At 37.5% G+C, this 23,750-nt stretch carries 24 protein-coding genes; 6 read left to right on the forward strand and 18 right to left on the reverse strand.

All coding sequences use genetic code 11. The annotated features are described in order from the left end of the window. From OQZ33_RS23615 to OQZ33_RS23670, 12 genes are all read right to left on the reverse strand, one after another. The coding region (locus OQZ33_RS23615; RefSeq protein ID WP_265801997.1) for an RCC1 domain-containing protein at positions 1 to 913 on the reverse strand (913 nt) is incomplete at its 3' end. Between the two features lie 17 nt (positions 914 to 930). Then, positions 931 to 1,572, reverse strand: a complete 642-nt coding sequence (locus tag OQZ33_RS23620) for a hypothetical protein (RefSeq protein WP_265801998.1) — start codon at positions 1,570 to 1,572, stop codon at positions 931 to 933. Between the two features lie 442 nt (positions 1,573 to 2,014). Beyond that, positions 2,015 to 2,584: a hypothetical protein gene (locus OQZ33_RS23625; RefSeq protein WP_265802000.1), complete on the reverse strand. Its 570-nt coding sequence runs from the start codon at positions 2,582 to 2,584 to the stop codon at positions 2,015 to 2,017. A gap of 10 nt (positions 2,585 to 2,594) precedes the next feature. Next, complete coding sequence (locus tag OQZ33_RS23630; protein WP_265802001.1) at positions 2,595 to 3,701, reverse strand: RCC1 domain-containing protein; 1,107 nt, start codon at positions 3,699 to 3,701, stop codon at positions 2,595 to 2,597. Positions 3,702 to 3,732: 31 nt separating this feature from the next. Then, positions 3,733 to 4,332: a hypothetical protein gene (locus OQZ33_RS23635; RefSeq protein WP_265802002.1), complete on the reverse strand. Its 600-nt coding sequence runs from the start codon at positions 4,330 to 4,332 to the stop codon at positions 3,733 to 3,735. Between the two features lie 15 nt (positions 4,333 to 4,347). Beyond that, positions 4,348 to 5,019: a hypothetical protein gene (locus OQZ33_RS23640; RefSeq protein ID WP_265802003.1), complete on the reverse strand. Its 672-nt coding sequence runs from the start codon at positions 5,017 to 5,019 to the stop codon at positions 4,348 to 4,350. Between the two features lie 15 nt (positions 5,020 to 5,034). Further along, the gene (locus OQZ33_RS23645) at positions 5,035 to 5,691 is read right to left on the reverse strand and encodes a hypothetical protein (protein ID WP_265802004.1); all 657 of its coding nucleotides are present in this window, start codon (positions 5,689 to 5,691) and stop codon (positions 5,035 to 5,037) included. 47 nt (positions 5,692 to 5,738) lie between these two features. Further along, positions 5,739 to 6,398: a hypothetical protein gene (locus tag OQZ33_RS23650; protein ID WP_265802005.1), complete on the reverse strand. Its 660-nt coding sequence runs from the start codon at positions 6,396 to 6,398 to the stop codon at positions 5,739 to 5,741. Between the two features lie 32 nt (positions 6,399 to 6,430). After that, positions 6,431 to 7,177 carry a hypothetical protein gene (locus OQZ33_RS23655; protein ID WP_265802007.1) on the reverse strand — a complete coding sequence of 249 codons (747 nt, stop codon included), beginning with the start codon at positions 7,175 to 7,177 and terminating at the stop codon, positions 6,431 to 6,433. Positions 7,178 to 7,314: 137 nt separating this feature from the next. Then, a complete protein-coding gene (locus OQZ33_RS23660; RefSeq protein ID WP_265802008.1) occupies positions 7,315 to 8,001 on the reverse strand; it encodes a hypothetical protein in 687 nt (228 codons plus the stop codon). A gap of 54 nt (positions 8,002 to 8,055) precedes the next feature. Then, on the reverse strand, positions 8,056 to 8,712 hold the full coding sequence (locus OQZ33_RS23665) for a hypothetical protein (protein WP_265802009.1): 657 nt from the start codon (positions 8,710 to 8,712) through the stop codon (positions 8,056 to 8,058). 48 nt (positions 8,713 to 8,760) lie between these two features. Continuing rightward, positions 8,761 to 9,288: a hypothetical protein gene (locus OQZ33_RS23670; RefSeq protein WP_265802011.1), complete on the reverse strand. Its 528-nt coding sequence runs from the start codon at positions 9,286 to 9,288 to the stop codon at positions 8,761 to 8,763. A 290-nt stretch (positions 9,289 to 9,578) separates the two neighbouring features. Here OQZ33_RS23670 and OQZ33_RS23675 point away from each other — a divergent pair, with 290 nt between their 5' ends. Further along, positions 9,579 to 11,717, forward strand: a complete 2,139-nt coding sequence (locus OQZ33_RS23675) for a tetratricopeptide repeat protein (RefSeq protein ID WP_265802013.1) — start codon at positions 9,579 to 9,581, stop codon at positions 11,715 to 11,717. A 684-nt stretch (positions 11,718 to 12,401) separates the two neighbouring features. Here the strand turns inward: OQZ33_RS23675 and OQZ33_RS23680 are convergent. The 3 genes from OQZ33_RS23680 to OQZ33_RS23690 are packed head-to-tail and all read right to left on the reverse strand — an operon-like array spanning position 12,402 to position 14,545. Continuing rightward, positions 12,402 to 13,451: a carboxymuconolactone decarboxylase family protein gene (locus OQZ33_RS23680; protein WP_265802015.1), complete on the reverse strand. Its 1,050-nt coding sequence runs from the start codon at positions 13,449 to 13,451 to the stop codon at positions 12,402 to 12,404. Beyond that, the gene (locus tag OQZ33_RS23685; protein ID WP_265802017.1) at positions 13,451 to 13,969 is read right to left on the reverse strand and encodes a cupin domain-containing protein; all 519 of its coding nucleotides are present in this window, start codon (positions 13,967 to 13,969) and stop codon (positions 13,451 to 13,453) included. The genes OQZ33_RS23680 and OQZ33_RS23685 overlap by 1 nt, the downstream gene beginning before the upstream one ends. Before the next feature lie 6 nt (positions 13,970 to 13,975). Further along, positions 13,976 to 14,545 carry a DapH/DapD/GlmU-related protein gene (locus tag OQZ33_RS23690; RefSeq protein ID WP_265802018.1) on the reverse strand — a complete coding sequence of 190 codons (570 nt, stop codon included), beginning with the start codon at positions 14,543 to 14,545 and terminating at the stop codon, positions 13,976 to 13,978. An 87-nt stretch (positions 14,546 to 14,632) separates the two neighbouring features. Between OQZ33_RS23690 and OQZ33_RS23695 the strand changes: the two genes are divergently transcribed. Continuing rightward, positions 14,633 to 15,475: a helix-turn-helix domain-containing protein gene (locus OQZ33_RS23695; RefSeq protein ID WP_265802019.1), complete on the forward strand. Its 843-nt coding sequence runs from the start codon at positions 14,633 to 14,635 to the stop codon at positions 15,473 to 15,475. A 151-nt stretch (positions 15,476 to 15,626) separates the two neighbouring features. On the opposite strand, the gene OQZ33_RS23700 is transcribed toward OQZ33_RS23695, so the two are convergent. Together OQZ33_RS23700 and OQZ33_RS23705 are read right to left on the reverse strand one after the other, a co-directional pair. Beyond that, positions 15,627 to 16,382 carry a GDSL-type esterase/lipase family protein gene (locus OQZ33_RS23700; protein WP_265802020.1) on the reverse strand — a complete coding sequence of 252 codons (756 nt, stop codon included), beginning with the start codon at positions 16,380 to 16,382 and terminating at the stop codon, positions 15,627 to 15,629. Positions 16,383 to 16,458: 76 nt separating this feature from the next. Further along, the gene (locus OQZ33_RS23705; protein ID WP_265802021.1) at positions 16,459 to 17,844 is read right to left on the reverse strand and encodes a DASH family cryptochrome; all 1,386 of its coding nucleotides are present in this window, start codon (positions 17,842 to 17,844) and stop codon (positions 16,459 to 16,461) included. Between the two features lie 185 nt (positions 17,845 to 18,029). On the opposite strand from OQZ33_RS23705, the gene OQZ33_RS23710 reads away from it, so the two are divergent. From OQZ33_RS23710 to OQZ33_RS23725, 4 genes are all read left to right on the forward strand, one after another. Then, entirely contained in the window at positions 18,030 to 18,842 is an 813-nt protein-coding gene (locus OQZ33_RS23710; RefSeq protein ID WP_265802023.1) for an MOSC domain-containing protein, read from the forward strand. A gap of 72 nt (positions 18,843 to 18,914) precedes the next feature. Next, positions 18,915 to 20,093 carry a glycosyltransferase family 87 protein gene (locus OQZ33_RS23715; protein ID WP_265802025.1) on the forward strand — a complete coding sequence of 393 codons (1,179 nt, stop codon included), beginning with the start codon at positions 18,915 to 18,917 and terminating at the stop codon, positions 20,091 to 20,093. Then, positions 20,090 to 21,022 (forward strand): glycosyltransferase family 2 protein, encoded by a 933-nt coding sequence (locus OQZ33_RS23720; RefSeq protein WP_265802026.1) that lies wholly within the window; start codon positions 20,090 to 20,092, stop codon positions 21,020 to 21,022. Before OQZ33_RS23715 ends, OQZ33_RS23720 begins: the two co-directional genes overlap by 4 nt. Then, positions 21,022 to 21,801 carry a polysaccharide deacetylase family protein gene (locus OQZ33_RS23725; protein WP_265802028.1) on the forward strand — a complete coding sequence of 260 codons (780 nt, stop codon included), beginning with the start codon at positions 21,022 to 21,024 and terminating at the stop codon, positions 21,799 to 21,801. The genes OQZ33_RS23720 and OQZ33_RS23725 overlap by 1 nt, the downstream gene beginning before the upstream one ends. Positions 21,802 to 21,838: 37 nt before the next feature. Here OQZ33_RS23725 and OQZ33_RS23730 read toward each other — a convergent pair whose 3' ends face one another. Then, the gene (locus OQZ33_RS23730; protein ID WP_265802029.1) at positions 21,839 to 23,608 is read right to left on the reverse strand and encodes a S8 family peptidase; all 1,770 of its coding nucleotides are present in this window, start codon (positions 23,606 to 23,608) and stop codon (positions 21,839 to 21,841) included. Positions 23,609 to 23,750 lie beyond the last annotated feature (142 nt).

Consider the following 23,750-nt stretch of genomic DNA (forward strand, 5'->3'; position numbering starts at 1 on the left):
TAGCGTCACCAATCTGGCCGGCAACATTGAAGCCGGCAGCCCACAATGTGTTGTCCGTTTTTAACACCATGGTATGAGCATCTCCGGATCTTACCGCTTTTACATTGGTCATTATCTGTTTGGCTACATATGCAGTACCTTGGGTATTGTCACCAAATTCGTACATGCTACCATTTCCCAGGCCCCAAAGCGTTTTGTCGGTTTTCAAAATCATGGTGTTGAGTGTTCCGGCAGTCACCGACTCTACATCTGCCATAATTTGCTTAAGGGTTTTTACGTTATTTTTGTCAAAGCCGCCAAGGTTGTGATAAGCATTTTCTCCTGCTGCTAATAAGCTGTTATCTGTACGCAAAACGAACGTGTTATTATTTTTTGCTAAAATGCTTTTTACATTTACCATTATTTGCTTCGGTAGTGTAGACACGGTCGTTGTGCCATCTCCATACTGTCCATAACTGTTGTTTCCCATTGCCCAGAGTGTATTGTCTGATTTTAAGATCAATGAATGAAAATTGCCTGTGGCGACCGACTTCACCTCTGTCATAATTTGTTGAGGTGTTTTCGCAGCAATAGTGGTACCATCACCCAACTGACCGTAAGTATTATTTCCCATCGCCCATAGGGTTTTATCTTTCTTCACAATCAAAGTATGTTCAGGAGCTGCGCTTACCATTTCTACATTGTCCATAATTTTTTTTGCCTTAGTCACATTGGTTGTCGTGCAATCACCCAGTTGTCCGAACTGATTGGCTCCGGTGGCCCATAAGGTGCCGTCAGCTTTTAGGAAAAAGCTGTTCAAATCTCCTGCAAAGATATTGACCACCGTATTTTGACCCTTATCCTGAGATTTATCTTTTTTACATGCCATAAAGCTCAAAAGCAATAGCAGGGGTAGCATTCTTAAATTTTTCATAATGATTAAATTTAAAATTATTGTTTCGTGAACTCGCCTGTTGCCAATTCTCCGTTAGCATAATTTCTTGTTCCGTAAAGTTTTCCGTCAATCATTATCAATAGCGTGCTTACATTATTGATGTAGCTATAAGCACCGATATTTTTAATCGATGTGTACTGTTTATTTGGAACAGGCAAATCAAATGAAGCCTCGGCAAAATGCGTGTCTGTAAATTTGAATGCTGAAGCTTGAAACAGTAGGCTTCCGCGATTTTTCCAGCTGCCAGAATAGGTATTGCCATTTAGCTGATTTCCTTTTGGTATTTTAATTAACTGACAACTATAGGGCTGATTTTTATTAGAATAGGAGATGATTTTTTGATTCTCAATTTTGAACTCACTGTGAAGAGTGGCTCCCTGGTAAATTCTTAAAACACCATCATTATAACTATAGGTAGGACCCGAAAGAAACCCAGACGAGGTGTACCAGATAGCTTTACCTTGTAATTCGAAGGTGGTAATGACATGATCATTATCCGAAACACCTAAGCCTTTTTCTACCAGTACATACGCTGTAATATCAAACGGCTCTTCTACGGTTTCTGGCCCAACTTTTTCTTTTTTACATGCCATAAAACTCAGCAGCAATAGCAGGGGTAGTATTCTTAAATTTTTCATGATTATGGATATAATTGCCGTCCCAAAAAAACGATTTTAATGTTTTCTAATTTTTGATAATGAGTGAGTGGGTAATTTGAATGAGTAAACAAGGTTATGGATTAGCGAATGAGGATTATGCTGGCACAAATTATTGAAGCGCAGTACCTGTGTCTTGATTAAGTTATTCCCGCTGCTGCAGTCTTTTTTTGTTTTTTACTGATGATGAAGCATCTGCTTTTGTATCACAAATCCATCACGTCCCAGTAATATATTTGAAGTTGCTTGGAAAAAAAGGATTTCCTGGACAATCGGGGTCACGAATTAAGGGCGGTCTAAAGTTATGCACCTACTGGGCAGAATGTACAAAAGAACCACTGGCTCTAAATGATAAACCCGATTGTAAAGCGGTGTTCAGTTGCGAAGCGCTACCAAGATTAATTTTCAAATACTTTTATACTTGCTATGGATTTACTAGGCGTTTTTTTTTAATCGTCCTTGGCGGAATAGGCTGCGGATTAAGAATTACTTTATCTTTTGGATGGACAACCACCAGGCCTAATTTTTCCTCTGGTATTTTACGAATTTGCACATCGCTACGATTGATATTCGCATACCACATTGCTGAATGCTTACCCCCAAAAGACTGATAAACAGACAGCAGGTAGGAAGTTTTTTCGTACACCATGCCTTTGCCTGGTTTAGAATAAAGTGATGGTGCCACGGCGAGACCAGTTATAGTCCAGCTTCCTGCTTTTTCTGAAGGATTTACGAACTTGAATGTTTTAGTGGTGTATTTCGTGGCATCTCCCTCCATGTAATAAGTCATTAGTAACTCGGCCACGATACTCGAATTAGGATACCATGTACTGCCCGGCATTTGTGAAAACGGAACTCCCTTTATACCAAAAGGAAAACTCACCTGAATTGTACTACCACTAACATAGTCCTTTACCTGTGGGGGCGTTAACTCTTGAGCAAAGCCCAGATAGCTTAAGTTTATCAAAACGATATACAAAATAAATTTTTTCATGATAGTAAGGTTAAAGTTTAAGTTCTTTGAACAGGAATCTGAATTTATCTGCTTCATCTCCTAACTGGCCGTAAACATTGTAGCCGGTAAGCCAAACTGAATGATCAGTTTTTAAAATTATCGAATGATCGCTTCCTGCACCTATGCTTTCAACATTATCAGTTACAAATTGTGGTGAGCTAAACATGGGCATATCACCTATACCTAGCTGACCGGCCCTGTTATCTCCGGTAGCCCAAAGTGTATTGTCTGTTTTTAGAATTAAGGTATGGTGCGCCATCGAACTCATCGCAGCTACATTTGTCATCATTTGTTTTTGGGTACTGATATTATCATAAGTTCCGTCACCTAATTTACCGGTAGGATTAGCGCCAATCGCCCAAAGTGTATTGTCATCCTTTAAAATCAGACTGGCATCAATAGTTGCATTTATGGCTCTTACACCAGACATAATGAATTTGGGTGTTTTAGCACTGGTGGTATTCCCATCGCCAAACTTCCCATATTCGTTAATGCCGGTTGCCCAAAGGGTATGGTCTGTTTTTAAAATTAAAGCGTAATTATACTCTGCGCTTACGGCCAGCACATCTGTCATAATTTGTTTGGGTGTTTTAATCATTTGGTTCGTACCATCTCCCAGCTCGCCATAATAGTTGCCTCCCATAGCCCAAAGTGTGCCGTCGGTTTTTATTGCAAATGTTTGGTTAATCGAAGTACTTATCGCCCGTACATCCGTCATAATTAGCTTTGGGCTTGCCGAAGGCTGAGTGGTATTATCACCCAATTGTCCGCCCGAATTATAGCCCACTCCCCAAAGTGTTTTATCGGCTTGTAAAATCATAGTATGTGTACCTCCGGAACTTACAGCAGAAACGTTACTCATCACCATTTTTGGTCTGGTTATCCCCTTTGTCGTGCCATCAGCCAATTGCCCATGATCATTCCTCCCAGTTGCCCATAGACTATGGTCAGCTTTGATAAACATAGAAAATTGTGCGCCGGCGTAGACGGCTATAACTCTGTTATTTTCTTCTGCATCATTGTTTTCATGATCTTTTTTGCATGCCATAAAGCTCAGTAGCAGTAAGAGCACCGATGTGATTTTTAATGTTTTCATTTTGAAATGTTAAATAAAAAATGTGTCAGCCTTATTGCATCATAAAAGTGCCCCAAACATTAACCGGATATGTACTGCGGCCTCCCTCAAGCTTATTGTTCATTATCGTAAATAAGGTAATGCTGTTGCCCTCCTGTTTTTTAACTGCTAGGTTATTGATCAGCGTATAATTAGCTTCACTTTGCTGGTTATTGGTGACTTCTGTGTACTTGGTTCCGGTGAATTTAATTTGTGTTGAATGAACTGTCCCATTCCAATTCCCTTTAAATGTTTTACCATCAAATTGATTGGTAACAGGTATTTTTACCATATCGTAGGTGTTAATTATCACTGGTCCGTTATAAGCTTTGATTTGACCATTTTCGATCACAAAAGAACCTATAACCTCATTATCGAAATTAAACTTAAAGACACCATTGACGTAAGTATAGCTTCCACTGCTGACGCTGTAATGGGTAAGCGTTGCTTTATCAGCTCCTTCTGATGTTAGAATATAAGGGTAGCCACCAGTTAATTTCCCAATAATGGCGTGTTTGGTAATGTCAAAGACTTCTGGACGAGGGTCTTTCTTTTTACAGCTCGCCATTATCGTTAACAATAATATTGGTAGCATTCTCAATATGTTTTTCATGATTATGGTTTGAAATTACTGTTTAGTAAAAGTGCCCGTTGATCTATTGGAATTATTATTGCCGTAGTAGGTTCGATACCCTTCCAAATTTCTGTCTGATAGTACCCAAAGTGTGAGGACCTTATTGGTTACATCTTTTTTATAAGCAGCTATATTTTTAATGAGCTCGTAGGTTTTATCAGGTACTGGGAAATTGATGGAAGCCTCACTAAAATGAGTGTCAGTAAATTTTAAACTGGCAACAACCGTTACCAAGCTTCCTTCGGATTTCCATCCACCTGAGTAAATATTTCCATTAAACGGATTCTCTGAGGGTATTTTAATCAATTTATATGATCTGCCTGCTGCATTATCTGTCGTTGATTTAATAGCGTTATTTTCGATCATCAATTCGTGATTAGGCCTTCCGTCATAAAATAGTTTCAAGATACCTTTATCATAACTATAGGTAAACCCATTATCGGCAATAGGCCCGCTTTCAGTAATTATGACACATTTATCTTGCGCTTCGAAAGTCCTTAACCTAATATCATCCACCCAACCGTTACTTTTTGTTTGTTTAATTACCAGAACATATTGCCGGATATCAAAAAGCTCTTCTTCCGGCTCCGGCGTAACTTTATCCTTTTTACATGCCACAAAGCTTAATAGCAAAAATATCATTGGTAGTATTTTTAATATTTTCATGATAATTCTTTTAAATTATTGCTTAGTAAATGTGCCCACGCTTTCCTTTAAAGTGTTGACATTAATTCTGGTTCCCTCTAGTTTTCCATCATCTAGCAACCAAATACTTCCTATGCCATCTATATAACTTTGGGCAGCTATATTTTTAAATAATGTATATTCTTTATTTGGTGTAGGTAGGTTAATTGAAGCCTCACTGTAATGCGTATCTGTAAATTTCAAGCTGGCCACAAAAATCAGTGTGCTTCCTTCGGTTCTCCAACCTCCAGCATAGGTATTTCCATTAAACATGTTATTAGCAGAGGTTGGAATTTTAACCAGTTTGCCGGTATAATTAGCTAATTTTGCTGAACTTGATACGATCGCTTTATTTTCTATTTTAAATTCCTTTCGAAGCGTGCCTTCGGAAAATATTTTGAGAATACCATCCTGATAAGTGTGGGTATGGTTTGGGATACTACCTCCAATTATCGTCAGGATTGCAGTTTTGCCCTGCGGATCAAATGTATTGATGATCGGATCATTCCGTGTAAATCCAAGTCCGTTTTCCACGATAACATATTTTGTAATATCAAATGGTTCTTCTATAGGATCTGGCGTAACTTTATCCTTTTTGCATGCCATAAAGCTTAAGAGCAATATTGACAGCAATTTGATTTTTAGCGTGTTCATAGCGATTTTTTGTTGTTCAAAACTAAGTTCATGAGATCTTCAAACGTTTATTCTGCTTTGAGCAGTCCGTAATAATGTGTGTTACCTGCAGCATTATATTGTGAATAATATAACTTTCCATTGGCAATGCTCATCAGATGGAGCCTTCCCTCGTTGCCCGTATTCGCGGTAGCTACTCCGTTATTTTGCAGGGTGTAGTCGGCTCCATTACCGGTCTGGCCAAACCCGTCGATACTTACAGTAAATTTTTTAGCTGCAGTAAATTTTATGGAGCACGTTTTTCCATTAACAAGACCGTTTGTCGCTATCGTTCCTCTAAAGTTCCTTCCCGAAAAAGCATCGGCATCTGGTATTTTTTGTAAATAGTAAGATTTGTAATTCGGGTTACTACTGGAGGTAACCGCACCGTTTACGATTGTAAAGGCTACACCAATATTTTCAGCTTTTAAAGCACCACCTTCGTATATATAATTAAAGGAGGCATTCTGGATTCCGCCACGCGCACTGAAATGGCCCAGGGCATTGGGTTTTAAAACGATAGCATATGATGTGCTATAGCTATCTACTCCCTCCCCTGTAATGTAATACTGAGTAGGATCGAAAACATCCTCCTTAGTGGCATCTTTATCTTTCTTGCAAGAAGCAAACACAGCCCATACAGCAAAAATGAAGAGTGTTTTTGTGAATATATATTTTAAGCTTTTCATGACTTACTTTTTAACGATTTATATTATCCGCATTATTGTAACCAAAACACCATTTTGTTATACATTTGCTTGGTCCAGTCGCCACCACAATGGCTGTTACAATTATTGTCTGTTACCCCTTCACTCTTAGCTTTAACAGCAGAACTAACCGGAATTTGATCGTAAAGCGCCTTTCCATTAAAGTTTCCTTCGTTATTACCACTACAGTTTATTGCAAAAACCGGGACTTTAAAATTTTGTGCGTTCCAGGCTCCGCTTCCGCCACATGCGCCTAAAACGCCTTTGGTGTAACTAAGGGTTGTATTTACAGATATATCTGAAAACAGCATGAATGATGCATAAGAGAAACCACCCACAACCGACTTGTTTTTATCGATACTGTATTTTCCCGAAATACCTACAATGGCCTTATTGAAATCTTCGCCCATTAATTTGGCCCTGCTATTCCAGTCAGCACCATTTGGAGGTTTTTGATATCTTACAATTGCTGCTGCATAACCGTTAGCGGCGGCTTTTTCGCACAAAGCAGTTTCACTTGTACCGTTAATTTGGCCTTCTGAAGGATTGTTTTCGTCGTTACCGCTGCCCACTACCAAAATCCCTTTGAAATCGGTTGCATTTTTATCCGTAAAGATTTTATAGGTGATGCCATTTACAGTTTCCACAATTTGTTTAATATCACCTTTAATCACCTCTTGATCTTCTGCAGGTGTTTTATGCTTTTTACAAGCCAGTGCTGTAAGGATGATACACATTGGTACGATTAGTGATTTTTTCATGGTTCTTGGTTTTATGTTATTTTTGATTTGCTTACCCAAACTTAACAAGCACTTGGAAGGTATTTGTTAACGATGATTGAACACTGCTTTTTAACGAGTGGAGGCTATGGTGAAATGAGCAAACAGATACTTATTTTTTATGGAACTTTAGTAAATATGCCGTAAGTGAAAATTTCTGAGCCAGTACCTACCAGATTTTTCTTATTGCAGGTGACCTCCAATTTGCCATCAATTAACACGATATCATACTCTGCGTAATTGTTGGCTGCTGCATCTGGTGTATTGCTTCTGGCTGCGAGGTTTGCAATTAAAGTGTACTTGCCGGAAAATGGATAAATTGCACCAGCTTTTTCATCGTAAGTATCCGGGCGAAAAGTAAACACAGAAAATGTTTTCGCAATGTTGGTCCAATTTCCTTGATAGGAAGTTTCATTCAGTTGATTTTTAGCTGGCTTTTTTTGCAGATTGTAAGTGGTAAATGGATAGCGTTTGAACAAATCTTCGTAAGCAGTAATCGCCTTGTTTTGCACAGTAAAAACCATTGTGCCATCAATTCTGATTTTGCCGTCTTTAAAAGTAAACGGTTTAGCGCTTTCTCTTAATAGTGATGCTTTTCCATATTCATCAAAGTTAATGATGTAAGGTATTTGTACGGTTTGGCCATTGGAGAGTTGCGCAGGTTTTCTGCCAATGATACAATAGTCTGCCAGGTTAATTTCTCCTTCATCTTTGTTATCCGCATCCACTCCATCCTTCTTGCAGGAAGCAAATAGTGCGAGGCAAAATATTATCCCATATTTCAGGGTGTTTTTTAAAGTTTTCATTAGTAGATGGTTTTAAGATTGGTAATTATTGAGTGTTTATACCAAAAAAAAATACTAGTTGGCATTCCACAATATTTTTAGGATACGCCTGTTCACATAATCGCTCGAAGTGTAGCCCTTTTCGCCCTTTATACCCGCTATTCCGCCAACTCTAAATGTTACTTCGGGTTTACAATCTTGATTATAATATGAAAAGGCCCTGGCACAATCCTTACAGTTGGCCAATTTTGGGTCTGTTTCATGCTCTATACCGTAAAGAATCTTTTCTTTGATACGCACCTGCACGATTATTTTCACGCCTAATTTTTTTAACGAATCCGGGTTCGACATAATTTTTGTGATGCATGCTGCAACCGGTTCCTGCTTTTCACCATAGCGAACGTTATGAAAGCCGGATTTACCGAAATCTGCTACTGCATAACCGTCTGCTACAAACCCGCTTGGCCCCCTGGTGTTCATGAAATATGCTACTGTATTACAGTTCGCATCGTAATAAACTATCCCTCTTTCACAATGGATACATTGGTGTTTGCTCGTGATGGAAAATTCATAGACCGTCCTATTGCCACTAAGCTTTAGAACCCGCTCGAACCTTTTAGTGGTCAGATCTGTTTTGCTGTTGAGCTTTTCAATACATTTGGGCAAATTTTGCGTTGGGCTACCACTGCTAACCAAAAGCATTAATAGCTTAATTATGAACAGGTTTTTCATATCTTCATTAATTCAGATAAATAAATAATGACTATCCCGTTACCTTTCCTAATGATGTGACCTTGCAGGCATCTTAACGGTTTCCATTAACATGGTTAATTTTGGCGAGGCCAGATATTCGATGTTTTTAGTCTGATAGATATAAGATCCCCATACCTGGTCAACAAAAGCAAATATCCTTCGGCCGGTTGTTTTACTATCAAACCTTACTTCTATCAACGGACTTTGCCACACACCATTGGCATCTGCCTTAGCACTAAAATGTTGTTGTTTATGCTGAGGGGTACTGACAACCAAAACTGGTTTTCCGTTAGCGCTTTTTGGTAATTTATATATTGGCGTAACATATATATTTATAGCTGTATTGGGCTCAGCCTTACCTACCAATACAAAAGGGCCATCTACTGTTGAACCGGCCATGGGCGATGTAATCACTGGCTTAACTTTGCCTTCCATAGGATCTGCCGGCTTTTTGGTTAATTTTTTACCCACTTGAGCATCCGCATTAATGCTATAAACAACTAAAAGACAAACAGCTATACTGGTCGTTAATAAGTTTTGAAGGTCGCTTTTCATATAATATATTTTTTAAGAATTTCGATTTACTTAACCAAACTTATGAGCGCTAACCATATGGTTTTTTACTGATGAGTGAAATAGGGAATATAATGAGTGAAGTCATCTTTAGGGTTAGGGAAGAAGAAGAAATATTCCTAAAAGAACTTTTATATTTAAAAAACCTTTTATCTTGTTGGTAATCAATAAAAAACAGAGATAAACGGATCAATTTCATACAACCTTATAATTTTTTAAGAATGTATCTTAAGCAAAAACCCCTGGTCTATATATTTATTTTGACTTTTTGGATGGTAAGACCTGATACCGCTTTAGGACAATCTAAAAAAATTGATTCTCTTGATATTTTATTAAAAGTCCATTCAAATGAAGGCAACGCAAGAGCTTTGGTTTTATATGATTTAGCAGTCATAAAGATGCGGACTGATATAAGTAAATCTTTCGAACACGTTGAGGAAATCATTTCATTTCAGGATAAAATCACTAAAAAAAACATTGTTGCAAATGCTTATCGGGTCAAAGCTATATTGCAATATTTTACTTCTAAGTTTCCAGAAGCATTAGCATCACTGAATAATGCATTGAAAATAGATAACGCACTTAAAAATAATACCGGGGTTGGGAAAGATCTATCTACTATTGGCCTGATTTACATGGCGCAATCTAAATTTCCGGAAGCATTAAGGTCTTATTTAGCAGCATTAACAAAACTTGACCCCATAAAAGATGAGCTTGATATAGCAGCTACGAATTCAAATATTGGAACTATCTATAATGAAATGGGCAACCTGACGCAAGCCATGGATAATTATCAGAAATCTTATTTGATACATAAAAAACACAAAAACTATATTAACCAGGTTAATACACTCACTAATATAGCCACTGTTCATTTTAAGAAGAATGATTTAAATGAGGCGATAAGATATAGTAAACTGTCTTTAAAATTAGCGGATTCAATAGCAGACTTAGGAGCCATTGCCAGAGAAAGCGGTAATTTGTCAGGATATTATGCTAACCAGATGCAACCAAATTTATCCCTGACATATGGCTTAAAAGCCATTGAACTCAACAAAAAATTAAATAACGAGAGAAGTCTTGGATTCAATTATATTAATGTATCATCAGCCTATTACAAAAGCGGCAATTATCAACAAGCCAAATCATATGGCCATAACGCATTAAACATTGGTAAAAAGCTAGATATTAATGAAATCAAAAGAGATGCAAGTTTGGGATTGAGTGAAGTGTATGAAGCCTTGAAAATTCCGGATAGTTCATTGTTTTACCATAAACAGTTCTTTAAGTTTGCAGACAGCATTGGTAGCAATAAAAAGAAAACTGAAATTACCCGGATGGGAATACAGTACGAATTTGATAAAAAGGAACTCTCCTATCAGCAAAATCAGTTGCTATCAGATGAGCAATTGAAACAACAAAAGCTACAATTGGCTTTGAATTACGCGGAACTGCAAAAGGGTCTACAGTTTAGAGATCTTCAGGCCATTCAACTACAAAATGAGAAGTTACAATCTGATGAAAAAGAAAAACAGCTTTTAATAGCGAGAAATAATGAGAAGTTGCAGGCGAGCAAGGTAAATGAACTTTCACAGCAACAAAAATTAAATAAGTTAGAATTAAAACAATTGTGGTTATATGGGATTCTAGCGCTGGTTATTCTAATGTCAGTGTTAATTTACTTTTTAAACATTTACCGGATTAGACGGTTAAAGTTCAAGAACGAACTTCAAGAGCACCAATACCAATTATCTGAAAGCGAGCTAAAGGCCATCAGGTCTCAAATGAACCCACATTTCATATTCAATGTCCTCAATTCAATTGAGGCCTATGTAATGGACAATGAGAAAAGGAAAGCTTCCAGGTTAATACAAAAATTTGCCTCATTAAGTAGATTAATCCTTGAAAATTCTACCAAAAGTTTAGTAACCGGCGATAAAGAATGGAAAGCGCTAAACTTATATACAGAACTGGAAGCAATGCGCTATGATAATGCCTTTACTTACACATTTAGTGTTGAGGAGAACATTGAATTGAAAACTTTGTACCTCCCGCCGATGTTAATTCAGCCATTAATAGAAAATGCTATATTACACGGACTGATTATCGATCCAAAAGCGGAAGCTCATCTCGCTGTGACAATTAAAAGAAAAGAAGATAAAATCTGTATCACCGTAGAAGATAACGGTGTGGGAATTGAGAATGCCGCAAATAAAAATGTAACTGGCGGGATTAAAGAAATCTCAATGGGACTTGTTTCGATTAAGGAGAGGATTGATATGATCAACAAACAGCAATCAGGTAAGCTGGCAACCTTTGCAATAGGACCCGGTGCAAATCAGCGAGGAACCATTGCCATTATATGTTTGCCATTTTCTATCAGGACACCGGGTTCCAAAGAAAACACATGAGAAATAATACAAGTATTGAAATCAGGATGGATAAAATAGTCGTTGAACCATAAATCCAGGGTAACATATACGGAAGTTCTTACCTGAGTCAAGGCAGTTTATAAAAACTCTGTTTTTTGTTGAGTTTTTAAGGGACTGGATTATTGTATTGAAAGATGTCATTGCTTAATAGACATCTTTAATGAAGATTACTATGAACCTGCCTTTCCAGTTGTCGCGACGTCCAGTTGTTCTTTTTTGTTTCAGCAACATAAAATTCTCTTTTTCTTCATTGTCAACACTAAGGAGTAATTTATACTGTATCCAACTCAATTTTGCGTGCAGTGCATGCACAGTCGGAAAAGTACGATAACGATAGCATCGTTAAGGCATACATTAAAATTGATTTATTCAACCGAAACACATTCTATGCAAGTGATCCTATTTGATTTCCTAAATTTTGTAATGTTAAAAGGTTTATCTTCTATTAACTTCAGCTAACTAGAATTCGGGTTAGCACCAAAAGTAAAATAGGTGCTTTTTCGAAGCCGCCATCAAAAATATATAGTCATCTAAGAACAGCGAAATCTGTTTGTGGAATAGATTTAAGGAACACCACTGTCCATAGGCTTTTTATTTAAAAAACAATGAAGTTGCCAAAATATGGTTCAGTTTTTTATTAGCATCTCAAAAAATAGTGCAGGTTTATTTCAACTTTTTAAATATTGCCTTCATGATTTCCTGATCCAGGCTTTCCATATCAATCAATTTTAATGCTTTCACCATTTTTAAAGTAGATGTTTTATATTCTTTAAAATGAGGAGTCTGCAAATGCTGTTCGTAGGCAGCTTTGTCGGCATAAATCTCTATAATCCTCACTTGTGAGGGCTGCTCCCTTTGTAACATTGGAAAAATGGCGATCACTCCCGGTTCTTTCGCTATTGACTCTGCCGATTCTTCCTTTAAGATCGCATTGTAGGTCTCCAGATTTTCTGGAAATATTTCGATTTGAGAAATGCGGACTATCATATCGGGCTTGATCACTGCAAGTGTCGGTTGATCTATATTCTTAAGCAAGATGTTCGCCTGCGTAGTACTTACCAACTGCTGAACAACAGCACTCAGTGCTTCTAGCTCCGCAACGGTAATTCCTGTGCTTCTGCCCATTTTGATATGAGATTGTAGTTGGCTTTCTACGCCCTCCATAGAGGCCAGTGCGCTAATGGTAACCAGTTCCCGCTGGCGAAAATCCAGCACCTTACTGGCAAAAATATCGGCAAACAAATGCTCTTTTAAAAAAGCATCGATACGAGGCGCAAATTCGCCAAAACCAGGTGCAGGCTTTGCTTGCGGTGTTTGAGTTAATTGTTCTAAAACCTTTCTGCCCTGTTCATACTTATCCTTTACCGTATTCTGTATAATTTTTTCTCCTTCAACATCGTTGATTTTGTTCGCTTTGCGATCGGTTAATACGGCAGAAAACGTATTAATGGCATTTAAACTTCGAGGAAAACCACAGTAAGCATACAATTGCGTGAGGGTTTCTTTGATTTCATTGACCGTCAATCCATTGTTCAAACCCTCAACGAGTTGAACTTTAAGCAAGTCTAGCTTACCTGTTGCCGTTGTAGCAGAAATACCAGCGAGGCTTTTTTCCTGTTTAGTTAATGTGGCCATTTCTTGTGCTTTCGTTTTGGGAATCATGATAGTGGATAGCAAAAGGAGCAATCCAACTTTCCAGCTGATGACTTTCATTATTTCAAAATTTGATTGTTAGCAACCTGATAATCTTCATCACTAACAGCCTCCAGCCATTTATTTTCGTTGGAATTCGGGCTACCGTTGGTAGCAAGGTGCGAAAACCAACTCTTGGTTGTGGCGCCATGCCAATGTTCAACATTTGGCCCGATTTCAACGATATCACCCGACTTTAAATGCCTCGCCGGTTTCCCCCGCTCCTGATATAAGCCTTCGCCGCCGATTACGATGAGCAACTGCCCGCCGGTATGGCTGTGCCAGTTATTTCTACATCCAGGTTCGAAAGTTACATTTGCCAATGGAACGTTAAGGCTTTTATTGCTGGTTAATGGAGCGAGGTAAGATTTACCCGTAAAATATTGGGCAAAGCCTGTGTTTTCTTCTCCCGTTGGGAAATCGCTGATTTTTGGAATATCTCTTTTCATCTTGTTTTCTGTTTTTTCAGGTTTTACTTGTGCCTGTAGCTGGAGCGTAATTAAGCTGGCTATCAAGCTTAGGATGATCAACTTTTTCATTATTTACTACATTAATTTTTTTAATAACCTTGCCGGCACCCCACCAACCACGGTATTGTCATCAACATTTTTTGATACTACTGCACCAGCAGCAACCACAGCATTTTCGCCAACCGTTACGCCCGGCAAAATGATGGCATTAGCACCTATCCAGGCATTTTTTTTAATATGGATTTTGCCTGGCACGAGTGAATCTCTTTCAGCAGCAGCCAGTGGATGTCCTTCAGAAAGCAAGCTTACTTTCGGGCCTATGAGTACATGATCTTCAATTGTGATTCCACCTAAAGTCAGGAAAGTGCAGTCGAAATTGATGAAAACGTTTTTCCCAATACTTAAATTTTCTCCGTTGTTGATGTACAATGGCGGAAACACAGCTACCGTTTCATCTATCTTTTTACGGGTAATTTTAGCCAAAAACTCATTAATTAAGAGCGGATCGGCGCTGCTATTCATTTGCTGTAATAGGCCAATAGTTGCGTAGGATGATTTTCTAAGTTCGTCGCGACCGGGATGGGATGAGGTGATTGTTTTCCCATTTCTTAAATCATCAAATACCGAGTGATCTTTCTTTTTCATCTTTTGTGTTCATCAAATTTCCGACCACTTTATTTCTGATTTATGCCACTAATGGCGCCGTTAATGTCAAATATTACTTAATTTAGAATGCAAATAATAAAAATGACACAAACGCCTGCCCCAAGAGTTGTATCATTATCACTTTGGAACGTGGATGATGCGACTCAAAAGCTTTTAAAAAAATATCATGTGCACCTGTATTGCCATAGTGGAAAATTAAATTTTATTTTCAACGATCAGCAAATGAGCTGTGCAGCTGGCCAGTTTCTCTTTTGGTTTGCAGAATCCAGATGGAAAATATCCCAAGTATCAAAAGGTTTTAAGGCAACGGTTTTACTCGTAGAAAAAAATTTCCTGATCGATAACGTTCCCGATCAGGGATGGAGCATAAATGCACAGCTCCACTCCAGGGTACACCCTGTTAAAGATATTAATACTAAAGCCGAGAAGGATAAAATATTAAACAACTTTACCTGGCTCCTGCTGCGTTTCCAGGAAACCGATCACCGCTTTTACGAGGAAGCACTCAAATTACAGATGCGTCTGTTTATATTAGAGATGTGGCATAGCTTTGCAAACGAATATGAGCGTCGGCGTCATAGTTTGCAAACAGGAACGCTCTACGAACAGTTTATCCAGTTACTGCAACAGCATTGCCTCACCCAAAGAGAGGTACAATTTTATGCCAATGAGTTAAACATTACACCAAAATACTTAAACCACCTTTGCAAAATCCATTCAGATCGCACTGCTTCCGATTGGATAAAAAGCCATGCCAGAGAAAGAATCATTTTGCTCTTGCAAAATAGACACTTAAATATATCCGAGATTGCCGAGGAGATGCGTTTCAGCAGCAAATCTTTCTTTACACGGTACGTTAAAAAATTATTGGGACAAACGCCAACTGACTTTAGGACAAGATTAGGCTAATTTAGAAAACCCCTTTAGAGATAAAGCATTCTACCTCAAATGCGTTTTTTTTCTTTGGATAACGCGAACTATCATACTGTTATAGAATACACGCGTTTCTTTGCCTTTAAAGAACATCGAGGCTGTGCATGAAAAAACAATAGAGTGGTTACTAAAGCTGTTCTAGAAGTGGTTTTTCGAAAGCTACCCATTTCTGATATCCCTTATCATTTAAGTGCACCCCATCTTTTGTAAACTCTTCCTCTAAATCGCCATTGCCATCTAAAAATACAGAATAAAGATCAACAAGCTGATAAAAACCCTTGGTTGCATTTTGCTTAATGTGACTGTTCAGAATAAGAATATCCTTCTTGAGAAAGGCTCTTCTGGTTGGCAGCAGCGTTAGAACAAAGATTTTGGTATGGGGCGATTTGCGGTGAATCTCCTTTGTGATTTTCAATATGTTTTTGGCTACAAAAACCGGAGAGGGAACGGTGTTGGCATATTTTAAAGCAGGATTATCTTCCAACTGGTGAATATTAAACAAATCGTTAATCCCAATGAGGATAAAAACAGCTTTTGGTTTGAAATAAGTTATCTCATCTAAACGTCGCAACACACCATCTGAGAGATCGCCTGCAATACCCCGGTTACGAATATGCTTGATACCAAACTTGCTGCTCCAATCACCACCGCCTTCTGTAATGCTGTTGCCAATGAAAACAATTTCTCCAAATTCAAGCGGCTGCTCCATAAACTCTTTAATCCGTTTTGGAAAATGCTTTTGAGTCCAGGAATTGTGATAGGGAGATACGTTAGTTTGCTCGGGATAAAGTTTCTTAAATTTCTCAATCGATAGATTTGAGGTCTGTCCGAAGCCTTTAAAACTAATGATACCAAGAACGAGTGCAAATAGAAATTTGTTCATTTTGTATAGAATTTGACTAAAAGACACATCCAGTTTTTGACTTCTGGTTGCTTCCAAAATTATTCTTTCCTCAAACTTACAGTTTTTCGATCAAGCCAATTGCCCTATCCCACTTTTTGCAAACCTCAATTGGCTTTATATATTCTGAAATTTCAAATTGCCAGGGGATTAAAACTTCGATATCGTTTTTGTCCGAAAGCTCGGGAATCCATTTGCGTATAAAATCCTGTGCCTTGTATTTGTTTGATTGGTGCACAGGGTTAGTGTACCAGATTTCGAATGCCTGCATATGCCAGTTCATCCAATTAGAACTGACATCATAATCGATTAATTTCGATTCGAAATAGGCTGCCCCCCAGGTCCAATCGATTTTTAAGTCGTGTACAAAATAACTGGCACAATTTACCCGTCCACGATTACTCATATATCCGGTTTGGTTTAATTGCCGCATATGCGCATCAATAAATGGAATTCCCGTTTCACCATCGCACCATTTCCTAAACTTTAATGGGTCGTTCTCCCACTCTAATTTTTTCTTTTTATAACCTTCTGTTTTGTAAATTTTGCTACCGAAGCGCATGGCTTTGAAAGTAAAATAATCTCTCCATACCAGCTCAAAAATCAGCCACCAGGTACTTTGATTTTTTTTGATCTTCGATTCGTAATCTCTAACCTTTTCATAAATTTCTCGGGCAGAAATACAGCCTAATGCCAAATAAGGAGAAAACTTCGAACTGTAATCTAGCCCGTCCGATTTATTTCTACTCCAGCGGTAACCTGTTAAAAGTTCGGATTGGAAAGTATAATATTCCAACCTTTTTAAAGCTGCCGTTTCACCACCTTCAACAAAAGGCTTTGCACCGTCATATTCTTTTTTAGTAAATCCGAAAGTTTTATAAGAAGGACATTTATGACTTACAATTTTTTTGATTGATTTTAACTTGTCAGGTAGGCCGAGAGTTGCCCGTGGATCAGCTTCTTTCCCCGCAGGAATTCGGTAAGCTTTGCTGGTAAGTGGAATCTTAGCTATCGTAAAGGGGATATCATCTATATGATAAAGCGTTTTGCCCCAATAAAAATGAAATTGAACCTCTGGTAAAGCTTCAGTGATGCGATTAACCAGGTTCAGTTCATAATCAGCATATTCTTTTTCCGAATAAATAGCTGTTATGCCATACTCCTCTACCAGTATGGGCAAAGTTTCTAGTGCAGACACCGATCCAATGACTAATTTCCCACCTTTTGATTCAAGATTTTTTTCCAAATCCAAAATAGATTGTTCCAAAAATTTGAATCTCACTATATCTATTTTTCGAAATCCAAGTTCCAGCTTTTCAAAATCGCACTTTTCAAAACAATAGCAAAATATTAATTCATCGCATTCTCCTGCTGCCTTTGTCAAGGCTTCGTTATCATGCAACCTTAAATCATTTTTAAACCAAACCAAGCCGCGTTTTGCCATTAAGAATATATCAAGATGAAGCTATAACAACAGTACAGCTTAACTAAAGTTTTAAACCGCAATTTTGCTTCATAATCTTACACGGCTTGATATTTATTAAACTGAACTTGTTATTAAAAACCAATCAGCAGGGCTTATTATCTATCCTACTCTGCAAAAGGTTTTTTGTTTTCTATCTTTATGGGATGAATGACTTATACATTTCTGGTATCTATGTCTACCCAATCAAGTCGCTTGGCGGTGTTAGCCTAAAGGAGGCTTTTATGGAAGATCGCGGCTTGAAATACGATAGACGGTGGATGCTTATTGATAATGAAGGAACTTTTATTACACAAAGGAAACACCATCAATTGGCCTTACTTACTGTCAAAATTGAAAATGAAAACATTATTGTTTCTCACAAAAATGATTCAGGCGTAAAGATTTCGTTTCCCATAGCTGAGGTCAGTGCTACAGAAATTGTGGTTAGCATTTGGGATGATATTTCTGTCGGCGTAGAAGTGAGTAAAAATGTGAGCAAATGGTTTACTGATTTTATGGAAATGGAAGTCAGACTTGTAAAGATGCCTTTAAAAGCAAAAAGAAAAGTCGATCCAAACTATGCTACCCAGGGTGAAATTGTGAGTTTTGCAGATGGCTATCCATACCTGCTTATCGGACAATCATCACTGGATAATCTTAATCAAAAGCTTGAAGAACCCATAAACATGAATCGATTTCGCCCTAACTTTGTTTTTACTGGTGATGAGGCGCATATGGAAGACCGCATTAAAACATTCGCATTAAATGGAATTGAATTCCAATGCGTTAAACCTTGTGCCCGATGTATTTTAATTACCGTTGATCAAGAAACAGGAATAAAGGGAGGCGAGCCCTTAAAGACTTTAGCTAGCTACCGTAAAGAAGGTAATAAGATTATGTTCGGTCAAAATCTTATCCACAAAGGAGAAGGAAAAATCAACCTGGGAGATCAGATGATAGTTAGCAATTGGAAATAATTTACTTCTCATTTGCTATTTCAGGGAAATAATGCACTTATCAAAAATGCTTATCTTCGGCCGTTAATTACCATGGTGGATTCAAATAACCTAAAATCACGTAAAATCTTTAGCTTTCTATTAAAAAAGGAATGCATCATTGCCGTTTACATTCTCCTGGCCATTATTGCTGGCTTCAAGCAATATCAACATCATTCTTATAACAATTATCTCATTTTTAAATATGTTTATTACCACACGATAGACTTACAGAACCTTTATAATAATTACCCTGAGTATGGCGATAGTAACCATTATGGCCCTATATTTTCAGTATTTATAGCACCTTTTGCATTATTGCCAGATGGTTTGGGGATGATTTTATGGAACGTAGCAAATGTTGCTGTGCTACTGTTTGGAATTTTCAGTCTGCCAATTTCAATAAGGAAAAGGAGTATCATTGCGTGGATTTGTGCCCACGAAACTTTAACGGCGTTATTCAGTTTTCAATTTAATATTGCACTTACTGGGCTCATCATCCTCAGTTTCTCCTACTTAATAAAACAGAAAGAAGTTAAATCTGCGTTACTGATCGCCATTGGCACATTAATAAAATTATATGGGATAGTAGGTCTGGCTTTCTTTTTCTTTGCCCGTAACAAACTTAAGTTTATCATAGCTGGGCTTATCGCATTTTGTATATTATTCGCCTTACCGATAATTCTATCATCTCCAACATTTGTAGTGCAATCTTATGCTGATTGGTATAATTCACTGGTGCATAAAAATGCGACAAATGCGTCATTAACGTCTTTTCAGGATATCTCGCTAATGGGCATGGCAAGGAGAATTAGTGGAAATGTGGAACTATCTAACACCCCATTTCTATTGGGTGGATTATTACTCTTTGGCTTACCATATTTACGCGTTAGCCAGTTTAAGCATTTAGCCTTTCGATTAATGGTGTTGGCTTCTACATTAATATTTACGGTAATTTTTAGCAGTGGTTCCGAATCGCCGACTTACATCATTGCATTCGCTGGTGTCGCAATTTGGTTCGTTATTCAGCAAAAAAACAATTGGGTTGTGGGCCTATTCATTTTTGCGTTTATACTTACCAGCCTATCGCCTACTGACATTTTTCCGAGAGCGATAAAAGAATTTATTCGTCTATATTCGCTCAAAGCCCTACCTTGTATAATCATCTGGCTAACCATTATCTTCCAGATGCTGAAAGAAGATTTTGGATCTTATTTGACTACCGATAAATGAGAAAATTAGTTTCCATAGTGATACCGGCTTACAACGAAGCTGATAATATTTTTGTTATTGCAGAAAGTATTAAAAAGGTTTTCTCATCAATTGATTATCATTATGAAATCATACTGGTGGATGATGGAAGCGCCGATCATACGCTCGAAAAGATCAAAGCTTATGCATCAACTTCCTATAATGTTTTTTTCCTTGAATTCTCCAGAAATTTTGGCCATCAACTCGCTGTAAAAGCAGGGATGGACCATGCTTTCGGTGATTGTGTAATTTCTATGGATTGTGATATGCAACATCCGCCAGAACTGATTCCAGAAATGCTACAAAAATGGCAGGAAGGTTTTGAAGTTGTCTATACCATTCGTGAGGAAGATAAGACGCTTTCAAAAGGAAAACGCAGTTCGTCGAGTTTATTTTATAAAACATTAAACTGGCTATCAGATATCGATTTAGAACCCGGAGCGGCAGATTTTCGTCTGCTCGATCAAAAAGTGGTGAATGTGTTTAGAAATTTCCAGGAGAACGAACCTTTTCTGCGTGGACTGGTAAAATGGCTGGGATTTAAACAGTACGCCATAAAATATAACCCGGCTGCACGCTTTTCTGGAAAAAGTAAATACACCATAAAAAAGATGTTTCGCCTCGCACTTCATGGTGTTACCTCATTTAGTATTAAACCACTTTATTCTGCCGTCTATTTAGGCTTCATCTTGTCACTGGCTTCGGTACTCTATATTCCTTATGTTATTTATGCATTTGTAAACAATGTAGAGGTTTCCGGCTGGGCATCAATGATCATGACTATCGTATTTTTTGGTGGTTTGCAACTGATCATTTTAGGTATTATTGGCATCTATGTGGGTAAAATGTTTATGCAAACTAAAAATCGCCCAAATTATATCATCCGTTCAACAAATATTCCCAATAAATAATGGTGCTTTTAAGTTTCGATATTGAAGAATTTGATATGCCCTTTGAATACGGAAAAGATATATCTTTTGCCGATCAAATCGCCATTTCCAGAAAGGGTACAATTGCTATTCTGGATCTGTTAGATAAACATCAAGTTAAAGCTACCTTTTTTTGCACAGTAACATTTGCAGAAAATATTCCAGATCTAATCAAACGAATTATCGAAACTGGCCACGAGTTAGCTTCCCATGGTTACTACCATTCCGATTTCAAACCGGAACATTTGCTTCAATCAAAATTGAAATTGGAAGAACTATCTGGTGCAGAAATCACCGGCTATCGCATGGCTCGAATGATGCCTGTGGATGAAAAGGAAATCGAAAAAGCAGGATATCAATATAATAGTTCCATTAATCCTACTTACCTTCCTGGGCGGTACAACAATTTTCATATCTCCAGAACATTCTATACCGAAGAGAATGTTTTACAAATTCCGGCTTCAGTAAGTCCAGTTTTAAGGTTTCCACTTTTTTGGCTTTCCTTTCATAATTTACCTTTAAGCCTTTATAAGAAATTGGCCAGCTGGACTTATAAAAAAGATAAATACCTTAATATTTACTTCCACCCATGGGAATTTACAGATCTTGACGACTTTGAACGATTTGGTTTTCCAGCTTATGTTCGTAAAAACACTGGCGATAAAATGATGAGTAGAATGGACGATTTTATCAAGTGGCTAAAATCAAAAGGCTATCCGTTCGGTACTTTTCAACAGTTTATCATAAATATCAATAGGTAATGAATAGATAAATGGAATTGCAAAGAGCAGATTAAAACTATTTATACGTCTCTGCCAATTTTAAGGCGTTGTAAGCGTTGACTATTCCACCACTTACGCAAATTTCGCTAAACATAGCACGGACATTGTCACCCTTATTATCTTTATATTTGACTTTGTGTACCACTGGCGAAACCGATTTCATAATAATTTCCCGTACCTGTGTAGGAGTTAACTGCGGATAATAACTGAGAATTAATGCGGCAAGACCTGACACTACTGGGGCAGCCATACTCGTTCCATCAGCCTCTTCATATTTCCCCTCAGGAACAGTAGAATTGATTAAAAATCCAGGAGCAAAAACGTCTACAGTATATTTTCCATAATTAGAAAAACTTGCTTTTAAGTTTTCATCATCTTTGTAGGAGCTTGCGCCTACTTCAATCCAATTATCGGCATGCGGGAGAGCAAATTTTGCGGTATCTAACGGAATTTTTTTAGCTTCAGGGGTTCTCCCTATTGAAGGTGCTATTCCTCCAATTCCACTACTTTGATTAGTTTTTGGAAGGGGTACAAAATCCGGCTTAACAGGTTTTTTATGAACTTCTTTATAAGCTTCAGCTTCCCTACTCTCGAAATATTTAGTGGGAAAATTTTCTTCAACGTCATTGTTTTGGTTATCATTCCCAGCAGCATGTACCAACAAAACCCCTTTGGTTTCTGCATATTTAACCGCTTCATCAACAATTTTTTTGTCCCATTTGTAGGCTTTTCCGAAGCTCATGTTAATTACTCTGGCACCATTATCTACCGCATACCTGATTCCATTAGCCACATCTTTATCACGTTCATCACCAGTAGGCACTACTCTAACAGCCATAATACTGACATTATTTGCAACCCCCATAATCCCCAAAGAATTTGAACGATCGGCACCAATAATTCCAGATACATGCGTTCCATGAAAGGCATCTGGCCCCTTTACATCACTATTACCATAGTTTTTTTGATGAGAATTAGTATAGTCATCTCCTACTAATTCAGCTCTAAGATCGTATTTGGGATTAAGATTATATTTAAGCATAGCGTCATATTGCTTATATCCCTCTTTGATACTTTTATAAAATTTTTCAAAACTCCCGTCTTCTTTTGAGCCTTTTCTGATAATCGTCTTGACTTGTTCCTCCGTTTCATCATTAGCTTTATATTTCTCGATGTCTTCGTATGACGGAATTTTCTTATTATTTAATATTGATACGGAATCCAAAACCTTATTAATAGCCAACAAAACAGAAAAAGTATTGCTGGCATCTTCATATTTTTTACCGAAGTCACCAACCATTTTTTTATACAAATTAAATTCTTCTTTCTGCGTACTATCTAAAGGGGTAAGATTGGTTGTAGATTGATATTTTGGCGTGTAAATTTTTAGCAGTCTTACAAGTTCTAAATTATCGAATTCCAAATTCCCATTTTTAGATCCTATAAAATTCCATCCATGAATATCATCAACATATCCATTACCGTCATCATCAATACCATTATTGGGAATTTCTTTTTTATTCCTCCACAAAACATTTTTTAAATCGTGATGATTAGTGTCAACCCCACCGTCAATAACAGCAACGATAACATATTGCTCAACTTTTTTATCTTTTAATAAGTCATTATATGCTTTTTCAGCACTGATACCAAAATAGCCACTTTCAGTCAAGTCCAAATTGTACCAATTGGCAGGAAGTTGTACATTCTTAGATTGACCGAAAACACTTGTAGCCAAAAGGTAAAAAAAAATGAATAAAATTAATTTATGGGATATGTTATTCATGATAAATAAAGTGTACATAGTATTACAATAATACGGTTTTATTGCCTTGGAGGAGATATATTTTGCTTTTTTTAACAGATTCGAATATAGTATTTCAATTCTCCTTCAGCCCCGGTGTCCCTCAATCTTTTAGGGTATATCT

Origin of the sequence: Pedobacter sp. MC2016-05, from assembly GCF_026239735.1 — a bacterium.
Taxonomy (GTDB): Bacteria; Bacteroidota; Bacteroidia; order Sphingobacteriales; family Sphingobacteriaceae; genus Pedobacter.